This is a genomic window from Ramlibacter sp. AN1015 (assembly GCF_037726105.1).
Taxonomy (GTDB): domain Bacteria; phylum Pseudomonadota; class Gammaproteobacteria; order Burkholderiales; family Burkholderiaceae_C; genus Ramlibacter.
Genome location: NZ_JBBJUM010000004.1, coordinates 187,681 through 202,893, shown reverse-complemented (window position 1 = coordinate 202,893; position 15,213 = coordinate 187,681). Strand labels below are relative to the sequence as shown.

Below are 15,213 nucleotides of genomic sequence, written 5' to 3'. Positions count from 1 at the left end.
TATCGCGGGCACCGGCCCGGGCACGGCCATTGCCGGTCCAGCGTAAGCGGCCCCGCAGGGTCCCCACCTACCCAGGAGGAAAGCGCCATGCCACTGACTTCCCCGTGCCGCACTGCGGCACTCGCATTCGCCTTCTCGACCGCCCTTGCCGCTGTCGGGCCTGCCGCGGCCGGCTCGGGTGCCGGCGCGGGCGACGTGCGGCTCTCCACCGCCCAGAGCAAGCCGCACGGCACCTACCTCGTCGATTCGCGCGGCCGGGCCCTGTATGCCTTCACGGCGGACCAGCAGGGCGCTGGCGGCAAGCCGGCCGCGAGCCAGTGCTATGACGCGTGCGCCAAGGCGTGGCCACCGCTCACCGTACGCGGGCAACCCGCCATCGCGCCGAACCTGCCGTCCGGACTGGTCGGCACGGTGCAGCGCAAGGACGGCAGCACGCAGCTCACCTATGGCGGCTGGCCGCTCTACTACTTCGCCCGCGACCAGGGCCCAGGCACCACGACCGGCCAGGACGTGAAGGGCTTTTCGGGCGAGTGGTACCTGGTTGCCCCCGACGGCAAGCGCGTCGCGCACAAGGGCAAGTAGCCGCTCGTCGGGCCGAAGCCGGCCGCACCGCGGCCGCGGCCTGGGCATCACGCGGGCTCACCCCAACGAGCGTCGAGGAAGGCCCGATGCATCCGCCGCGAACGGTGTCGGCCACGGCACGACCGCGGGTCGCGCAAACTGCCCGCGCCATCGATCGCGTGCTTACCTCGCCAGCCCCACCACCACCACCCAGAGCAATCCCAGCAGCACCGGCTGGTGCAGCATGTACCAGCTGAGGCTCCAGCGCCCCAGCCAAGCGAGCGGCGCAGCCCCCACCGGCAGCGGCGCGGCGACCACCCCCGGCCTTGCGCGCAGCAGCCACATCCCGGCCGCCATGCCCCACCACATCACGCCGAGCCAGGGCAGCAGCGGCACATAGTCCTCGGTGATGGGCTTGCGGCCGATCAGGCCCAGCCAGTTCCAGGCAGGCGCGTTCAGCGCGTCCGGCAGCAGCCCGCGCGCATGCAGCGCCGCGGCAGCGAAGTGGGCGGCGATGGCCAGCGCCCCGGCGGGCACCAGCCAGCGGCCCCATCCGGCGGTCAGGCGCACGATGACCAGCATCACGGCTATGCCATGGAGCACGCCGAAGTAGATGAAGCTGCGGGGGAACGCCATCGCCGAACCCGCGGTGACCAGCAGCGCGCAGCCCGCCACCTGCACCCACCGACGCCAGAAGCGGCGCCAGCTTTGCCCCTGCACCGTGGCGGCGGCCTGTCCCAGCCCGGCGCAGAACAGGAACAGGCTGACGATGGCGGTGCGTTGCCAGGTCCAGACCGGGTCGCGATAGAAATCCTGGCGCCACAGGCCGAACCAGTTCAGGTCGAAGGCGAAGTGGTAGGCCGTCATCCAGACGATGGCGAGCCCGCGCAGGGCGTCTATGCGCGCGTAACGGGAGGTAGTGGCAAAGCCCATGGGCCCGACCATAACCGAGCCCGCTGGGATAATCCGACGCCATGCTTGCCCACCACCAGCTCGAATTGCTCGCCCCGGCGCGCGACGCCGACATAGGCATCGAGGCCATCAACCACGGCGCCGACGCCGTCTACATCGGCGGCCCCGGATTTGGCGCACGGGCGTCGGCCGGCAACAGCGTGCGCGACATCGAGCGCCTGTGCCGGCATGCCCACCGTTTCGGCGCCCGCATCTTCGTGGCGCACAACACCATCTTGCGCGACGACGAGCTGGACGATGCACGGCGCATGGCATGGGACGTGTACCACGCCGGCGCCGACGTGCTGATCGTCCAGGACATGGGCCTGCTCGAGATCGACCTGCCCCCCATCCAGCTGCACGCCAGCACGCAGACCGACATCCGCACTCCCCAGAAGGCCCGCTTCCTGCAGGACGCGGGCTTCTCGCAGATGGTCCTGGCGCGCGAGCTCACCCTGGAGCAGATCCGCGCCATCCATGCGGTGATCGATCCCGAGCGCTGCAAGCTCGAGTTCTTCATCCACGGCGCGCTGTGCGTCGCCTACAGCGGCCAGTGCTACCTCTCGCACGCGCACACGGGGCGCAGTGCCAACCGCGGCGACTGCTCGCAGGCCTGCCGCCTGCCCTACCACGTCACCGACAGCCACAATCGCTTCATCGCGCACGACAAGCACGTGCTCTCGATGAAGGACAACAACCAGAGCGCCAACCTGGCCGCGCTGGTCGATGCCGGGGTGCGCAGCTTCAAGATCGAAGGCCGCTACAAGGACATGGGTTACGTGAAGAACATCACCGCCCACTACCGCACCCTGCTCGACCGCCTGATCGACGACCGCGAGGCGAGCGATCTGCCGCTGGCGCGCGCCTCGAGCGGACGCACCACCTTCAGCTTCACGCCCGACCCCGACCAGAACTTCAACCGCGAGTTCACCGACTACTTCGTCAATGGCCGCAAGGACGACATCGGAGCCTTCGATTCGCCCAAGAATCCGGGACAGCCGATCGGCTGGGTGACGCAGGTAGGCCCGACCTGGATCGAGCTCACCTGCGAGCAGCCGCAGCTGGTGCTGCACAACGGCGACGGCCTGTGCTATTTCGACCTGCAGAAGGAACTTGTGGGCGTAGCGGTCAACCGCGTCGAGGCGGCCGGCCGGCCCGGTGCCTGGCGGGTGTACCCGAAAGATCCGATCGCCGGCATGCGCGACCTGCGCAAGGGCACCACCTTGAACCGCAACCGCGACATGTCGTGGGTGCGCAGCCTGGAAAAGAAGTCCAGCGACCGACGCATCGGCGTCTGGGCGGTGCTGGCCGAGACGCCCGACGGCTTCAGCCTCGAGCTGACCGACGAGGACGGCCACACCGCGCGGGCGGCGCAGGCGCATCCGCGCGAGGCCGCGCGTGAGCCCGAGCGCAGTGCGCAGCAGGCGCGCGAACAGCTCGCGCGCTTCGGCACCAGCATCTTCGAGCCGCTGGACATCCAGCTGCGCCTGCAGGGCCCGTGGTTCCTGCCGGCCTCTCTGGTCAACACCCTGCGGCGCGACGCGGTCGCTGCCCTCGAGGAGACGCGGCTGCTCGGCTATGTGCGCCCGCCCCGCGCACGCCCGGCCGATCCGCCGACGCCCTACCCCGAGGACACCCTGAGCTACCTGGCCAACGTCTACAACCAGAAGGCCCATGACTTCTATGCGCGCCACGGTGTCAAGGTCATCGACGCCGCGTACGAAAGCCACGAAGAGCCCGGCGAGGTCAGCCTCATGATCACCAAGCACTGCGTGCGCTGGTCCATGAGCCTGTGTCCCAAGCAGGCCAAGGGCGTGATCGGCGTGAAGGGCACCATCAAGGCCGAACCGCTGCAGCTGGTCAACGGCAAGGAAAAGCTCACGCTGCGCTTCGACTGCAAGCCCTGCGAAATGCACGTGGTCGGGCGCATCAAGCAGTCGGTGCTGAACCAGCGCGCGCGCGAGATATCCGAGCCGCGGGCGGTCCCGCTGCGGTTTTACCGCAGCCGGCCTGCGCGGGCCTGAGCCGCTCGAATGGGGGCGCGATCCGCACTCCTGCACGCCTGGTCGTCCTGGCGCGGCCGCGCGCGCCGCTCCTCGCGCGGCAATCCCTCCGTGCGTCGCTCGATCGGCATCTATGTGCTGCTGCTGGGCCTGCCGCTGCTGGTGCTGCTGCCCTTGCTGCTGTATAGCGGCAGCCTGCTCTACCTCTTTGCCGACCAGGCACGCGAGGGCAACGCCCGCGAGCTGGAGGCCGCGAGCCATGCGCTGGCCGCCGTCGTGCGCCGCGAGCTCGACAACACCATGGAGGTGCTGGAGCTCGTTGCGACCGATGCCGCGCTCGCCGACCCCGGCGAGGGGCCCGGCGATCTGCAGCGCACCCGCGAACTCATGGCCAGTGTGGTCGCCTCGGACTTCGGCATCCGCCGGCTGGCACTGCTCGATGCGCGTGGTCGCATCGTCGCGATGCACCCCGAGGAGAACCGCGCGGGCGACGCCGTTGGATTGGGTCCCCATGTGTCGCGGGCGTTCGAAACCGCCAAGCCGCAGCTGTCGCCGCTGACCACCAGCGCGCTCGACCCGCACCTGGGGATCACCGCGGTCCAGCCGGTGGTCCGCGGCCAGGGCGTTCCGTATACCGTGGTGGCGCGGCTCGATCCGGTGCACCTGGCCGGCGTGCTGTCGCTGCAGGTCGGCGAGCGCGATGCGGTGGCCACCGTGACAGACGCGCAGCACCGGATCATCGCGCGCAGCCGGGAGATGGGCCGCTTCTTCGGCCTGCGCGGCAGCGAGGCCTCGATACGCGCGCTGCTTGCGGCCGAAGGCCAGGGCGTGCGCCGCTTCGAGACACTCGACGGCAACGAATTCCTGTGGGCCTGGTCGAGCACCCCAGAAGGCTGGACCGTGATGCTGGGCATCCCGGCGCGCGGCGTCGACGGCGCCCTGCAGCAATCGGTGCTGCGCCTGGGCGCCGCGGGCCTGGCACTGCTGCTGCTCGGCATCGGTGCGACCGTTCTGCTGGCGCGGCGCCTGGCGCGCTCGGTCGATCGCATGGCATCCAACGTGCCGCGGGTGATGCGCGGCCAGCATCCACCCTACACGCCGTCGGGTATCCGCCAGCTCGATGCGCTCTACCTCGCGCTCGAATCGGCGAGCGCCCAGGTTGCCCAGGCGCTCGCCGCGCGCGACCGGGCCCTGGAAGCCGAGCGCAACGCCCGCCGCCTCGCCGACGACGACAACCGCGCCAAGGACGTGTTCATCGCAACGCTGTCGCACGAGCTGCGCAATCCGCTGGCGCCGGTGCGCTCGGCCGCCCACATCCTCAAGCTTCCAGGCGCGTCGGACGTCGCCCGCGCGCGCGCCGCGGCCGTGGTCGAGCGGCAGGTCGCCACCATGGCGCGCCTGCTCGACGACCTGCTCGACCTCTCGCGCATCCGCAACGGCCGCATCGACCTGGAGCGCCAGCGGGTTGCGCTGCGTTCGGTGGTCGAGTCGGCCATCGAGATCGCCCGCCCGTTGATCGATGCACGCAGCCACGCGTTCAGCTGCCACCTGCCGGGCACGGACGTGGTGCTGGACGCCGACCCGCTGCGCCTTGCGCAGGTGTTCTCCAACCTGCTGACCAATGCCGCGAAATACACCGAGCCGGGGGGCCGGATCGATGTGCTCGCACACGTGCGCGGCGACCGGGTGCATGTGCACGTGTGCGACAGCGGCATCGGCCTCGAAGCCGGAGAGCTCGAGCAGGTCTTCCAGATGTTCACGCAGGTTCCGGGGCACCGCGCGCATTCGCAGGGTGGCCTGGGCATCGGCCTGTGGCTCGTGCGGGCGCTGGTCGAGCTGCACGGCGGCTGGGTGCACGCCGAGAGCCGTGGCCCGGCCAAGGGCAGCGAATTCGTCGTCGAGCTGCCGATCGCGCCATCCATGCCGCAGGCGCCGTCGGACGCACCGGGTTCGATCGTGTCGCCGCCGGGCGGCGGCGCGGCGCCCGCGGCGGCGGTTTCCGCGTTGCCGTCCGGTTCGGCGCACGGCGCGTCACGCTGAGCGTTCGGGTCGCGCGCGCGGTGCGCTCGGCACCCCGCGCACGCGTGCTATGTTCGCGCGCATGCAGTTTTCGACCCGTCTTTTCGCGCCCCGCCCGCTGGCCGCGTACGCCCTCCCGCTTCCGCTCGCTGCTTCGACCGCACTCACCGTGGCACTCGCGCTGGCGGCCGGGTCGGCGCGCGCCCAGTTCGTCGAGGAAGTGCCCTTCATCACCTCACCCGACAACGTCACGCTGGAGATGCTGCGCATCGCCGAGGTCGGCCCCACCGACCACCTGATCGATCTCGGCTCCGGCGACGGCCGCATCGTGATCACCGCGGCGCACCGCTTCGGTGCCACCGGCCTGGGCGTGGAGATCGTCCCCGAGCTGGTCCAGAAAAGCCTCCGGAGCGCCCGCCATGCGGGCGTAGCAGGCAAGGTCGATTTCCGGGTGCAGGATCTGTTCAAGACCGACCTGAGCCGCGCCACCGTGGTCACCATGTACCTGCTGCCCGAGTTCAACATGCTGCTGCGCCCCTCGCTGCTGCAGTTGCCGCCGGGTACCCGTGTCGTCTCGCACGACTGGGACATGGGCGACTGGCAGCCCGACGAGACGCGCACGCTCCAGGTCCCCGACAAGCAGGTCGGGCTGCAGAAGTCGAGCAAGGTGCACCTGTGGGTGGTGCCTGCGCAGGTGGCGGGTCAGTGGTGCGGCACCGGCACCTGGACCGGCGCGCGGCTGCAACTCACGCAACGCTTTCAGATGGTCGAAGGCACCTTGCAGCGCGGTGCCACGGCGCAGCCCGTGCAGGTTCGCCTGCGCGGCACCAGCTTGCCGCTGCCGGGCGCCGCGCCCGTGCAGGTCGCCGGCGACACGCTGCGCTCCCCGGGAGGCGCCTTCACCCGCGCCGGGGCGTCGGGCTGCCCTGCCTGAGGACTGCCCAAGCGGCGCTGCGTGCCGCCCGCCGCCCGCCGCGCCTCCGCAACGCTAGCCGACCCACTTGCGCGCGTTGCGCCAGATCCGCAGCCACGGACTGAAAGCGTCGCGGTCTCCGCCGGTCCAGCTCATCTGGACATTGCGGAACACCCGCTCCGCGTGCGGCATCATGGCCGTGAAGCGGCCGTCGGCCGTGGTTACCGCGGTCAGACCGCCCGGGCTGCCGTTCGGATTGAGGGGGTAGGTTTCGGTGGGCTGCCCGTGGTGGTCCACATAGCGCATCGCGGCGAGCACGCGCTCCGGGTGGCCGCGTCGCGCGAAGTTGGCGTAGCCCTCGCCGTGCGCCACCACGATGGGCAGGCGGCTGCCCGCCATGCCATCGAAGAACAGGCTGGGCGACGGCAGCACCTCCACCTGCGACAGCCGCGCCTCATAGCGCTCGCTGCGGTTGGTGGTAAAGCGCGGCCAGTCCTGCGCGCCCGGAATGATGTCGGCCAGCTCGGCCATCATCTGGCAGCCGTTGCACACCCCGAGCGCGAAGGTGTCGGAGCGGCCGAAGAAATCCTGGAACTGCTCCGAGAGCGCCGGATTGAAGGTGATGCTGCGCGCCCAGCCCACCCCCGCGCCCAGCGTGTCGCCGTAGCTGAAGCCGCCGCAGGCCACGAAACCCTTGAAGTCCGCGAGCCGTACCCGGCCGGACTGCAGGTCCGTCATGTGCACATCGACCGCCTCGAAGCCGGCCGTGTCGAAGCAGTAGGCCATCTCGACGTGCGAGTTGACGCCCTGCTCGCGCAGGACCGCCACCGGCGGACGGGCGAGGTTCAGGAAGGGTGCGGCAGGGTCGTGCCGGGGATCGAAGCTGGGCGCCCACTGCAGCCCCGGGTCGGTCGGGTCGCCGGCCGCGGCGTGTTCGGCGTCGGCGCCGGCCGGGTTGTCTCGCTGGCCGCAGATCTTCCAGCTCACGCTGTCCCAGACCTGGTGCAGATCGCGCAGGGATGCGCTGAACACCGCCTTGGTGTCGCGCCAGACCTGCACCTCACCCTTGCCGGCCTCGATGGCAGAAGCCGCCGGGCGCGTGGTGCCGACGAAATGGCTGTGGCGCGAGAGGCCGTGCTCGCGCAGCACCTGCATGACCTCATTGCGCTGGGCGGTGGGCACCTGCAGCAGCACGCCGAGTTCCTCGTTGAAGAGGGCCCGCAGGGTCAACTCCTCGCGCCGTGCGCTCACCTGGGCCGACCAGTTCTTCGCATCTCCATACTCGGCCCGGCTGTCGCTGATGCCGTCGCCCTCGGTGACCAGCAGATCGACATTGAGCGCGACGCCCACCTGCCCTGCGAACGCCATCTCGCAGGCCGCCGCCAGCAGGCCACCGTCGCTGCGGTCGTGATAGGCCAGGATGCGGCCCTGCGCGCGCAGCGCGTTCACGGCATCGACCAGCCGCACCAGCTGCTGCGGCTCGTCGAGGTCGGGCACGTCGCCGCCGGGCTGCTCGAGCACCTGGGCGAGCACGCTGCCGCCCATGCGCTTGCGGCCCTGCCCGAGGTCGACCAGCACCAGCGTGGTGTCGCCCTCGGCCACGAGCTGCGGCGTGAGGGTCGGGCGCACATCGGCCAGGGTGGCGAAGGCCGTCACGACCAGGCTCACCGGCGAGGTGACGCGATGCTCCTGGCCGCCCTCGCGCCACTGCGTGCGCATGGACAGGCTGTCCTTGCCCACCGGAATCGACACGCCCAGCGCGGGGCACAGCTCCATGCCCACCGCCCGCACGGTTTCGTACAGCGCGGCGTCTTCACCCGGCTCGCCGCACGCGGCCATCCAGTTGGCCGAGAGCTTGACCCGTTTCAGCGCGATCGGCGCGGCGAGCAGGTTGGTGATGGCCTCGGCCACCGCCATGCGGCCGGAGGCGGGCGCGTCGAGGGCTGCCAGCGGCGTGCGCTCGCCCAGCGCCATGGTCTCGCCTGCGAAGCCGCGGAAATCGGCCAGCGTGACGGCGCAGTCGGCCACCGGCACCTGCCAGGGGCCCACCATCTGGTCGCGGTGCGTGAGCCCGCCCACGGTGCGGTCGCCGATGGTGATCAGGAAGCGCTTTGAAGCCACCGTGGGGTGCGCCAATACCTTGATCACCGCGTCCTGCAACGCGACACCGGTGAGGTCGAGCGGCGGCGACTGCCGGGAGACCGAACGCACGTCGCGGTGCATCTTGGGCGGCTTGCCCAGGAGCACGTCCATCGGCATGGCGACGGCCGGTTGCGCCGCACCCGGGGACGCATCGTCGTGCGCGGGTGCCGCCCCGGAGCCCGGCGCCCCGCCCTGCGCGGTGTCCGCATCGACCACGCCGAAGCCGACCACCAGGTCGCGCTGTTCGGTGGCCACGCCGACCACCGCGAAGGGGCAACGCTCGCGCTCGCAGAAGGCGCGCAAGCGCTCCAGCGACTGCGGCGCGATGGCCAGCACATAGCGCTCCTGGCTCTCGTTGCACCAGATTTCCTTGGGCGCGAGCCCCGACTCCTCCAGCGGCACGCGGGACAGATCGAAGCGCGCACCGCGCCCGGCGTCGTTCGTGAGCTCCGGGAAGGCGTTCGACAGGCCGCCCGCGCCGACGTCGTGGATGGCCAGGATGGGGTTGTCCGCGCCCAGGCTCCAGCAGTGGTTGATGACCTCCTGCGCGCGGCGCTCGATTTCGGGGTTGCCCCGCTGCACGGAGTCGAAGTCGAGCTCGGCCGCGTTGGTGCCGGTGGCCATGGAGCTGGCGGCGCCGCCGCCCATGCCGATGCGCATGCCGGGGCCTCCGAGCTGCACCAGCAGCGTGCCGGCCGGGAACGCGATCTTGTGCGTGAGGCCGGCGTCGATGGAGCCCAGGCCGCCGGCGATCATGATGGGCTTGTGGTAGCCGCGCACCACGCCATCGACGGTCTGCTCGTATTCGCGAAAGTAGCCCAGCAGGTTGGGCCGACCGAACTCGTTGTTGAAGGCAGCGCCGCCGAGCGGACCCTCGGTCATGATCTGCAGCGCACTGGCGATGTGCTCCGGCCGGCCGTTCGGTGCGTCCCACAGCCGCGATACGGAAAAGCCGGTCAGGCCCGCCTTGGGCCGGGCACCCCGGCCGGTGGCGCCCTCGTCGCGGATTTCGCCGCCCGCGCCGGTGGCAGCCCCTGGGAAGGGCGAGATGGCAGTCGGGTGGTTGTGCGTCTCGACCTTCATCAGCACGTGCTGCGTGGCCGCGCGGCGCTGGTAGGCGCCCGGCGACGCCCCGCCGTCCGCGGCCGGGACGAACAGCTCGACGTCCGAACCCTCCATCACCGCAGCGTTGTCCGAGTAGGCGACCACGGTGTGCTGCGGGTTGCACTGGTGCGTGTTGCGGATCATGCCGAACAGGCTCTTGTCCTGCGGCACGCCGTCGATGGTGAACTGCGCGTTGAAGATCTTGTGGCGGCAATGCTCGCTGTTGGCCTGCGCGAACATCATCAGCTCGACGTCGCTCGGGTTGCGCGCGAGCTGCCGGAAGGCGGCCACCAGGTAGTCGATCTCGTCGTCGGCCAGCGCGAGGCCGAAGCGGGTGTTGGCTTCCTGCAGGGCCGTGCGGCCGCCGCCGAGCACGTCGATGCGGTCCATGGGCTGCGCAGGCAGCTCCGAGAACAGGGCGCGGGCGCCGGCGCGCTCGAACAGCACGCTCTCGGTCATGCGGTCGTGCAGCAGCTGCGCCACCGCCGCCCGCGCGGCGGGCTCCAGGGTGGCCTTGCCGCGCGAGAGCAGCCCGCCCTTGAGCTGCAGCCGCACCTCGACGATGCGCTCGAGCCGTTTCACGGCAATGCCGCAGTTGTGGGCGATGTCGCTCGCCTTGGAAGCCCAGGAGGATACGGTGCCCAGGCGCGGCGTGATCACCACCAGTTCGCCGTCGGCCGGGCCGTCGAAAGCCTCGCCATAGGTCAGCAGCGCTGCGAGCCGGCCGAGCGCGGCGTCGTCGGGGGCCTGTTCCCACGCCGCCAGGTGCACGAAACGGGCCGACAGCGCCTGGATCCGGTCGTCCACCGCCCGCAGGCGGGGCAGCAGTTGCTGGACGCGGAAGTCGCTGAGGGCGCGGCCGCCCTCGAACTCGGTGATGTGCAGGGTCACGTTGAAGCCTGGGTTGGGATGGGGGGCCGCGGGGTGCGCCGCTGACTGGGGCGCGCTGCGACGAAAGCCCGCGATTTTACCGTCCGGCCCGGCCCCGCAGCCGGTGTGGCGCCGGGGCCTCTGGGATAATCCGCCGCCATGAGCATCACGTACAAGGACGCCGAGGGCATCCAGGGCATGCGCACCGCCGGCCGGCTGGCCGCGGAGGTGCTGGATCACCTGACGCCCTTCATCAAGCCCGGCATCACCACCCGCGAGATCGACCGGCTTGCCGCCGAGTTCATGCGCAAGCAGGGCACCACCTCCGCCACCCTGGGGTATCAGCCGGCCGGCTATCCGCCCTACCCCGCCTCGCTGTGCACCTCGGTCAACCACGTCGTGTGCCACGGCATCCCCAACGACAAGCCGCTCAAGAAGGGCGACATCGTCAACGTCGATGTCACCGTCATCAAGGACGGCTGGTACGGCGACACCAGCCGCATGTTCATCGTCGGTGAAGCCTCCATCGCCGCGCGCCGCCTGGTGAACCTCACCTTCGAGGCGATGTGGCACGGGATCGTGCGGGTGCGCCCCGGCGTGCGCCTGGGCGACATCGGCCACGCCATCCAGCAGTTCGCCGAAGCCGCCGGCTTCTCGGTGGTGCGCGAGTTCTGCGGGCACGGCATCGGCCGCAACTTCCACGAGGAGCCGCAGGTGCTGCACTACGGCAAGCCCGGCACGCTGGAAGAGCTCAAACCCGGCATGACCTTCACCATCGAGCCCATGATCAACCTCGGCCGCCGCGAGGTGAAGGAGCTGGGCAACGACGGCTGGACCATCGTCACCAAGGACCACTCGCTTTCGGCGCAGTGGGAGCACACCGTGCTGGTCACCGAGTCGGGCTACGAGGTGCTCACGCAGTCGGCGGGCAGCCCGCATCCACCCGCCTTCGTGACGGGCTGACGGCCATGGGCGAGGCAGCGATGGCAGCCGATACGGCCGCCGTCCGCCAGGACTGGCGCTCGCGCAAGTCCGCGGTGCTGTCCCGCATCGACGCGCTGGGCGGCTCCACCCGCGGCATCCGCGGCCTGCTGCAGGCCCTCGCCCGCGAGGCCGACGCCACCCTTCGCACCCTCTGGGCCGGCTGTGGCCTGCCGCCCTCCTTCGCGCTGGTCGCCGTCGGCGGCTATGGGCGCGGAGAGCTCTTTCCGTACTCCGACGTGGACGTGCTGGTGCTCATGCCCGACGGCACCTCGCCCGACGCCGACCCGGCGCTGCGCGCGCGCGTCGAAGGCTTCATCGGCCAGTGCTGGGACGTCGGCCTGGAGATCGGCTCGAGCGTGCGCACCGTCTCGGACTGCGCGGCACAGGCCGCCGGCGACGTGACGGTGCAGACCTCGCTGCTCGAGTCGCGGGTGATCGCGGGCGACGCCGCCCTGTACCGCGGTTTCTGCGAGCGCTTCGCGCGCGAGCTCGACCCCAAGGCGTATTTCGTGGCGAAGACGCTGGAGATGCGCCAGCGGCACACCAAGTTCGAGAACACGCCCTACTCGCTCGAACCCAACTGCAAGGAGTCGCCCGGCGGGCTGCGCGACCTGCAGGTCATCCTGTGGGTGGCGCGTGCTGCCGGCTTCGGCAAGAGCTGGGAGGAGCTCGCGCGCTCAGGCCTGGCCACGGCGTTCGAGGCCCGCCAGATCCGGCGCAACGAGGCGCTGCTGAGCCTCATTCGCGCGCGGCTGCACCTGCTCGCGCGGCGCCGCGAGGACCGCCTGGTATTCGATCTGCAGTCGGCCGTGGCCGAGAGCTTCGGCCACCGCACCCGCAGCGCGCCCAACGGCCGGGTCATCGAGCGCGCCAGCGAAGCACTGATGCGCCGCTTCTACTGGGCGGCCAAGGCGGTGAACCAGCTCAACCAGATCCTGCTGCTGAATATCGAGGAGCGGCTGGAGGACAAGCCGCCCGAGCCCACGCCGATCAACGAGCGCTTCGCGATCAAGGGCGGACTGATCGAGGTGGCCAGCGACGACCTGTACCAGCGCCACCCGACGGCCATCCTCGAGACCTTCCTCCTCTACCAGACCACGGCGGGCGCGCAGGGGCTGTCGGCGCGCACCCTGCGCGCCCTGTACAACGCCCGCGACCTGATGGACGCGAGCTTCCGGCGCGATCCGCGCAACCGCGACACCTTCCGCGCCATCCTGATGCAGCCCGAGGGCATCACGCACGCGATGCGCCTGATGAACCAGACCTCGGTGCTCGGGCGCTACCTCTGGGTGTTCCGCCGCATCGTCGGGCAGATGCAGCACGACCTGTTCCACGTCTACACCGTGGACCAGCACATCCTGATGGTGCTGCGCAACGTGCGGCGCTTCTTCATGCCCGAGCACGCGCACGAATATCCCTTCTGCTCGCAGCTCGCAGGCGGCTGGGACAAGCCCTGGATCCTCTACGCGGCCGCCCTGTTCCACGACATCGCCAAGGGGCGCGGCGGCGACCACTCCGAACTCGGCGGGCGCGAGGTGCGCAGCTTCTGCGCGCAGCACGGCATCGCCGCCGACGACGCGGCCCTCATCGAATACCTGGTGCGCGAGCACCTCACCATGAGCCGCGTGGCCCAGAAGGAGGACCTGAGCGACCCCGACGTGGTGCGGGCCTTCGCCGACCGGGTCGGCTCCGAGCGCCGGCTCACTGCCCTCTACCTGCTCACGGTGGCCGACATCCGCGGCACCAGCCCCAAGGTGTGGAATGCCTGGAAGGGCAAGCTGCTGGAGGACCTCTACCGCGCCACGCTGCGCGTGCTGGGCGGCCACGCGCCCGACCCGCACGCAGAGATCGAGGCACGCAAGCGCGAGGCGCTGGTGCAGCTGAGCCTGCATGCGCTGCCCCACGATGCGCACCGGCGCCTGTGGAGCACGCTGGACGTCGGCTACTTCATGCGCCACGACGCGGGCGAGATCGCCTGGCACACCCGGCATGTCTCGCGCCACCTGGCGCACCAGCCACTCGGCGCGGCGCCCGGCCGCACCCTGGTGCGGGCCCGTCTGTCACCGGTCGGCGAGGGACTGCAGGTAATGGTCTACACCCCCGACCAGCCCGACCTGTTCGCACGCATCTGCGGCTACTTCGACCAGGCCGGCTTCAGCATCCTGGAGGCACGCATCCACACCACGCGCGACCGGCACGCGCTCGACACCTTCCAGGTGGTGAGCTCGCTGCTGTCCGAGCACAACCGCGAGTTGATCCATATGGTGCAGTCCGAGCTCGCCCAGACCCTGGAGCGCGCCGGTCCGCTTCCCGCGCCCAGCCGGGGCCGCGTATCACGCCGGGTCAAGAGCTTTCCCGTGCCGCCGCGCGTGAGCCTGGCGCCGGACGAGAAGGCGCAGCACTGGCTGCTGTCCATCTCCGCCAGCGACCGCGCCGGCCTGCTCTATTCCATCGCACAGGTGCTGGCACGCCACCAGATCAACCTGCAGCTGGCCAAGGTATCGACCCTCGGCGAGCGCGTGGAGGACACCTTCCTCATCGACGGATCCGAACTGCAGCACAACCGCAAGCAGATCGAGATCGAGACGGAACTGCTGCAGGCCATCGGCTGACACAGGACGGACGGAACGCGCCAGCGCTCGCATTCAGTTCGTGACAGGCTTCGCGCGCGGCGAGCCGCTACCGTCCCGGCGTTCCCACTCGCAGAACGCCTGCCATGTTCCCCACCAGCCCGCCACGCTCGCCCTTTTCTCCCCACCCCGGCGCCGCAGTCCCATCATTTCCGGGCACGGGCTCCAGCACCCCCAGCACCTCCAGCACCTCCAGCTCGCGTGAGGTTCTGCGTGCCCCGTCCCGCGGCCGCCGCAGGCAATCAGTTCGCCGCGCGCGCTCTCCGTGACAGGAGCGCAAGCGCGAGACTCGAGCGGAGCTTGTCTCTCTACCGCATGGGGCGCTTCACGTCGGCGTCGATGGGCGCATCACCCGATTCGATGCGGTGCCGGGGTTCGCCGTCGTCGATCCTGACCTGGACGACAACGTTCCCGCGTAGCCTGCCACGCTGCGCGTCAGTCGTCCTGCTGTGTGGCGAGCTCAGGGAACAGCACTTCTGTGAACCCGAAACGGCTGAAGTCGCGCACCCGCATGGGGTAGAGCACGCCTGCGAGATGGTCGCACTCGTGCTGCACGACGCGGGCGTGGAAACCTTCGGCCTCCCGCTCGATGGGCCGGCCCTGCAGATCGACGCCGGTGTACCGGATGCGCTTGAACCGCGGTACCACGCCGCGCAGGCCGGGCACGGACAGGCACCCTTCCCACCCCTCCTCCACCTCGTCGCCCAGGGGCGTGATGACGGGGTTGAGCAGGATGGTGCGGGGCACGATGGGGGCGTCCGGGTAGCGCGGGTTGGGCGCGTCGCTGCCGAAGATCACCAGCTGCAGATCGATTCCGATCTGGGGAGCCGCCAGCCCCGCACCATGGGCATCGGCCATGGTGTCGAACATGTCGCGCACCAGCTGGTGCAGCTGCGGGGTGTCGAACTCGGTGAAGGGGCGTGCCGGCCGCAGCAGCCGGGGGTCACCCATTTTGAGGATCTGGTGAACGGTCATGGCAGTGGATCAGGGCTATCGAAAGGGTGTGGCTCGAACGAGCCGCGCGCCGGAGACAAGC

9 protein-coding genes are annotated in these 15,213 nt (G+C 70.5%); 6 read left to right on the top strand and 3 right to left on the bottom strand.

Translation table 11 applies throughout. From position 1 onward, the window contains the following. Positions 1-87 precede the first annotated feature (87 nt). On the top strand, positions 88-582 hold the full coding sequence (locus WG922_RS08530) for a COG4315 family predicted lipoprotein (protein WP_340282066.1): 495 nt from the start codon (positions 88-90) through the stop codon (positions 580-582). A gap of 162 nt (positions 583-744) precedes the next feature. On the opposite strand, the gene WG922_RS08525 is transcribed toward WG922_RS08530, so the two are convergent. Next, on the bottom strand, positions 745-1,494 hold the full coding sequence (locus WG922_RS08525) for a heparan-alpha-glucosaminide N-acetyltransferase (RefSeq protein ID WP_340282065.1): 750 nt from the start codon (positions 1,492-1,494) through the stop codon (positions 745-747). A 41-nt stretch (positions 1,495-1,535) separates the two neighbouring features. On the opposite strand from WG922_RS08525, the gene WG922_RS08520 reads away from it, so the two are divergent. From WG922_RS08520 to WG922_RS08510, 3 genes are all read left to right on the top strand, one after another. Continuing rightward, complete coding sequence (locus tag WG922_RS08520) at positions 1,536-3,536, top strand: peptidase U32 family protein (RefSeq protein ID WP_340282064.1); 2,001 nt, start codon at positions 1,536-1,538, stop codon at positions 3,534-3,536. A 9-nt stretch (positions 3,537-3,545) separates the two neighbouring features. Next, positions 3,546-5,555: a sensor histidine kinase gene (locus WG922_RS08515; RefSeq protein ID WP_340282063.1), complete on the top strand. Its 2,010-nt coding sequence runs from the start codon at positions 3,546-3,548 to the stop codon at positions 5,553-5,555. A gap of 61 nt (positions 5,556-5,616) precedes the next feature. After that, positions 5,617-6,468, top strand: coding sequence for an SAM-dependent methyltransferase (locus WG922_RS08510; RefSeq protein ID WP_340282061.1), 852 nt, complete (start codon positions 5,617-5,619; stop codon positions 6,466-6,468). A 54-nt stretch (positions 6,469-6,522) separates the two neighbouring features. Here the strand turns inward: WG922_RS08510 and purL are convergent, their stop codons facing one another. Next, positions 6,523-10,584, bottom strand: coding sequence for a phosphoribosylformylglycinamidine synthase (purL, locus tag WG922_RS08505; protein ID WP_340282059.1), 4,062 nt, complete (start codon positions 10,582-10,584; stop codon positions 6,523-6,525). A gap of 138 nt (positions 10,585-10,722) precedes the next feature. On the opposite strand from purL, the gene map reads away from it, so the two are divergent. Both map and WG922_RS08495 read left to right on the top strand, forming a co-directional pair. Next, positions 10,723-11,526, top strand: a complete 804-nt coding sequence (gene map, locus WG922_RS08500) for a type I methionyl aminopeptidase (protein ID WP_340282057.1) — start codon at positions 10,723-10,725, stop codon at positions 11,524-11,526. A 20-nt stretch (positions 11,527-11,546) separates the two neighbouring features. Further along, complete coding sequence (locus WG922_RS08495; RefSeq protein ID WP_340282055.1) at positions 11,547-14,159, top strand: [protein-PII] uridylyltransferase; 2,613 nt, start codon at positions 11,547-11,549, stop codon at positions 14,157-14,159. Between the two features lie 453 nt (positions 14,160-14,612). On the opposite strand, the gene def is transcribed toward WG922_RS08495, so the two are convergent. Then, a complete protein-coding gene (def, locus tag WG922_RS08490; RefSeq protein WP_340282053.1) occupies positions 14,613-15,152 on the bottom strand; it encodes a peptide deformylase in 540 nt (179 codons plus the stop codon). Positions 15,153-15,213 lie beyond the last annotated feature (61 nt).

What these genes read in the sequence shown, in the direction of transcription:
- WG922_RS08530 (WP_340282066.1), top strand. Translation starts at nt 88, where the DNA reads ATGCCACTGACTTCCCCGTGCCGCACTGCGGCACTCGCATTCGCCTTC.
- WG922_RS08525 (WP_340282065.1), bottom strand. Translation starts at nt 1,494, where the DNA reads ATGGGCTTTGCCACTACCTCCCGTTACGCGCGCATAGACGCCCTGCGC.
- WG922_RS08520 (WP_340282064.1), top strand. Translation starts at nt 1,536, where the DNA reads ATGCTTGCCCACCACCAGCTCGAATTGCTCGCCCCGGCGCGCGACGCC.
- WG922_RS08515 (WP_340282063.1), top strand. Translation starts at nt 3,546, where the DNA reads ATGGGGGCGCGATCCGCACTCCTGCACGCCTGGTCGTCCTGGCGCGGC.
- WG922_RS08510 (WP_340282061.1), top strand. Translation starts at nt 5,617, where the DNA reads ATGCAGTTTTCGACCCGTCTTTTCGCGCCCCGCCCGCTGGCCGCGTAC.
- map (WP_340282057.1), top strand. Translation starts at nt 10,723, where the DNA reads ATGAGCATCACGTACAAGGACGCCGAGGGCATCCAGGGCATGCGCACC.
- WG922_RS08495 (WP_340282055.1), top strand. Translation starts at nt 11,547, where the DNA reads ATGGCAGCCGATACGGCCGCCGTCCGCCAGGACTGGCGCTCGCGCAAG.
- def (WP_340282053.1), bottom strand. Translation starts at nt 15,152, where the DNA reads ATGACCGTTCACCAGATCCTCAAAATGGGTGACCCCCGGCTGCTGCGG.